Origin of the sequence: Arenimonas sp. (assembly GCF_044348765.1) — a bacterium.
Lineage (GTDB): Bacteria > Pseudomonadota > Gammaproteobacteria > Xanthomonadales > Xanthomonadaceae > Arenimonas.
Genome location: NZ_JBIKSE010000127.1, coordinates 1 through 3,011 on the forward strand (window position 1 = coordinate 1; position 3,011 = coordinate 3,011).

At 49.1% G+C, this 3,011-nt stretch carries 4 protein-coding genes; 1 reads left to right on the forward strand and 3 read right to left on the reverse strand.

Annotated features, from left to right (window positions below; all coding sequences use genetic code 11):
• Positions 1-259 (forward strand): hypothetical protein (locus ACIQ0Q_RS09805; protein ID WP_395772751.1); only part of this gene is annotated, 259 nt, incomplete at its 5' end.
• 56 nt (positions 260-315) lie between these two features.
• On the opposite strand, the gene ACIQ0Q_RS09810 is transcribed toward ACIQ0Q_RS09805, so the two are convergent.
• The 3 genes from ACIQ0Q_RS09810 to ACIQ0Q_RS09820 all read right to left on the reverse strand — a co-directional run.
• Positions 316-1,344, reverse strand: a complete 1,029-nt coding sequence (locus ACIQ0Q_RS09810; RefSeq protein ID WP_395772752.1) for a helix-turn-helix transcriptional regulator — start codon at positions 1,342-1,344, stop codon at positions 316-318.
• 63 nt (positions 1,345-1,407) lie between these two features.
• Positions 1,408-2,112, reverse strand: coding sequence for a hypothetical protein (locus ACIQ0Q_RS09815; protein ID WP_395772753.1), 705 nt, complete (start codon positions 2,110-2,112; stop codon positions 1,408-1,410).
• A gap of 33 nt (positions 2,113-2,145) precedes the next feature.
• The coding region (locus ACIQ0Q_RS09820) for an NADAR family protein (protein ID WP_395772754.1) at positions 2,146-3,011 on the reverse strand (866 nt) is incomplete at its 5' end.

Genomic DNA, 3,011 nt, shown 5'->3' on the forward strand with positions numbered 1-3,011 from the left:
GAGCCAGCAGTCAGACGGTGTGATGCATTCGCTGATGCGCCCACACCGGATGAACCGATATCGCCAACCGCTTCATCCAACACAGCGAGCGACAAACCCGCCAAAAAGGCAGGCAATCCCGGCCACGGTGACGATTACTGGTCGAGGGTTCGCGCCTATTGGTACGAATGCCGAAGCATCAAGCAAACGGCTGAGCAATTTGGGCTATCACCAAACTCCGTCAAAACCCGCGCATATAGGGAGGGCTGGCAAAAACTAAATTAGAGCTCCTCACGCCATCTGTTTAGAAACTGTTCCTTCTTTTCCGGAATAGCTTCATGTCGCTTTGGAGACTGAATGACTGGCATCGTAATTAGCCAGCATTCGCTTAAGGGTATCGGCTATTTTGGCGGCTAGTTCGGGTGGCGAGACGACCTTCGCATAGGGCCCCCATGTGAGAATCCAGGGGCTTATTTCAAGGGTGGTGTTGAGCGGTAGCGTTAGGCGCAGGCCACCGTTGGGAAGATCGGCCAATTCTTGGTCGGGGTGCCAATGGTTTTCTTTGACCCGTTGCGCGACTTTGGGATCGAACTCAAGCACCACATTCTCGACGGGATCGCTGCTGATCGCGACGCCGAAGCTATGTCGCAACAAACGGCGGGGATCGTGATCTTCCTCTTTGTAGTGATAGCTGAGGGCGCTCGCCTTGAGGTTTTCAATACGGGCGAATGCAAACAGATGAATGTGCTTTCTTCCCGCGACACGGCCGTAACAATACCAGCGACCCTTGTGCATCAAAACCAGGCTGGCTTCGACGGTGTAAGACTTGGTTGGTTGGCGCATCGGTTTGTAATCGAAGCTAACGACCTTTCGATCTCGAATCGCACGGTAAAGGATTCGAAAGATTTTATCCTCGCGGCGACTGCTCGCGCTCAAGCACTCGTCAAAGCGAAAGTGGATGTACTGGGCAAATTCCTCCCATCGTTTAGTCCCCGTGAGTAGCCCGAAGATTTTTTTGAACGACGCGCTCATCATCCGGCCGATGTCGGTCTCGGAATGCTGGCTGATGCACTGCTGGAGGTAGGAGAGCAGCAGAAAGTCGTCCTCACCCAGTTCCAGCGGTGGAATGTGAGTGAAGTCAGGATCCAAGAGGTAGGTATGTTCGTCGGCATCCCAATTGATCTCAATCCCCATTTGATCGCGCAGGAAATCGAGGTCCCGGCGAATGGTGCGCATGCTAACCTCAAAGTGCTCGGCAAGTTTTCTGGCCGTAACCTTTTTCTCGTTCTGAACGATGGCCACGATCTTCCATAACCGCGCCATTTGGACGCGGGTGGTGAGTTCGGCAGATTCTTTTTTTCCCATGCAGGTGGACTACCAGACTCCGCGAGAGATGGGGATTGTTTTTTCCATGACCACGATGGGTGATCACTTCCACGGCTCATCCAGTCCGACAGCGACGAACTTTTCTGGCATGCTCTTAAGTTCATGAAAGTTATAGCGTTTGATAATTTCGACAAATGTTCGGCGGCAAGAGGCGAATGGAAAAATCGTTTGAAACAGTTCCGCTTGCGGGCCCTCCACTTTGCCCTGGAAGATCGCTTTGGTCACCCCTTTGAGTGGATTGTATCGTCGCTTAAAACACCGGGTGTAGCGCGATTTGTCCATGTAAGCAGATTCAAAAGCTAGCGCGGCCGCATCATCAAAACTACCAATGCGCTCGATCGACAATCCGTCGCTGAAGTAATCCAAAACCCCGGAATCTAATTCTTGGTTTACTGTAAAAAAATCGCAAATGGCAAACTCCACCATCTCGTCATCATAGTCGATGTAGGCATAAACATAATCTTCTCCGGCAGATTCGAAAAAGGCCTTCAATTCTTCACCATACACGACAGGCGTCTGGAAATACAGATCCTGCCCACGAAACTGGTTGGGAATCATGAAGGTCTCGAGCTTGCGACCTTTCCTGATGCTGCGGATGCGAAGCTTGCCCGACTCGAGGTCAGCTTCACAGGCAGATACATATATGGGGTCCTTGTGGGGATCTATATTGGTGAAGCTAAACCGATTGTAATTTCCCCCTTCGGGGGTTAGATAGTGACAATAAAGGGCAGTGAAAATGGAGTACATGGTGTGTTTCAGGTCTTGTTTTTCTAAGTTCTATCAACTGATTTTTTTGAATAGTGTTTGTTGAAGTTCAGTCCACATCGATCCAGGCCAGATGGTTGTGTCGAGTGAACTAACGACAGACTTCCCTTGAAGTTCACTTCTGTATTCCATCCACAACCTTCCCAACCAATTCTCACCCTCCCATTGATCCTCAGTGAGTTTCATCCCCCAAAACTTCGAAGATTCACCTCCTCGTTTTGAACAATCCTCAATGATTATCGAATCAGAATTCTGAGTCATGAGTTCGTTTCTGAGTTTTGGGTAAAACACCATTTTCATTCGAATAACCGTTCTCATTAGATCGAGATCGACCTGACTTCGAGGCGTGATGACCATCTCATCCTTGTATTTTTTTGAGATCATCTTAGCTGTCATAGGTGAATTCTTTTTCAGAATTTCCTTTCGAATCCCCTCATTTTCAAAACGAAGACACTGAAAAAAGTGTTCACAAGTAGGGTAGAGTATCGTTCTGAACCTGACAGGATGAGGACTCATGTTACTCAACCACCCGAGAGTTTCGTCGACTTTTCGAAAAGAGAGTATTTGATGATCCTTGTTCGACAGAGTTCCGTTCCAACCGTTGATGATGTGTGGTGTATTCATAGGCCGGGAGAGTAACCCAAGGGGGGTGACATAAATGGTCAGGGGGGTATTTTTTTCTGGCGGGCTGCCATTTGAGGCTGCCTCTGACAGGTGAAATGTCGGCTTATCGGCCTGATGTGGACGGCATTTTGTGCGCTTGCCCGCAGCCAGATTTCCCGGACGGCGCGGGGTGCTAGAACGAAAAAATTGAGATTTTACCCTCTTGGGAGCCATCCAATAATGAACATCTGTATAATATTCAAACTTTGAATAGTCGT

What these genes read in the sequence shown, in the direction of transcription:
- ACIQ0Q_RS09815 (WP_395772753.1), bottom strand. Translation starts at nt 2,112, where the DNA reads ATGTACTCCATTTTCACTGCCCTTTATTGTCACTATCTAACCCCCGAA.
- ACIQ0Q_RS09810 (WP_395772752.1), bottom strand. Translation starts at nt 1,344, where the DNA reads ATGGGAAAAAAAGAATCTGCCGAACTCACCACCCGCGTCCAAATGGCG.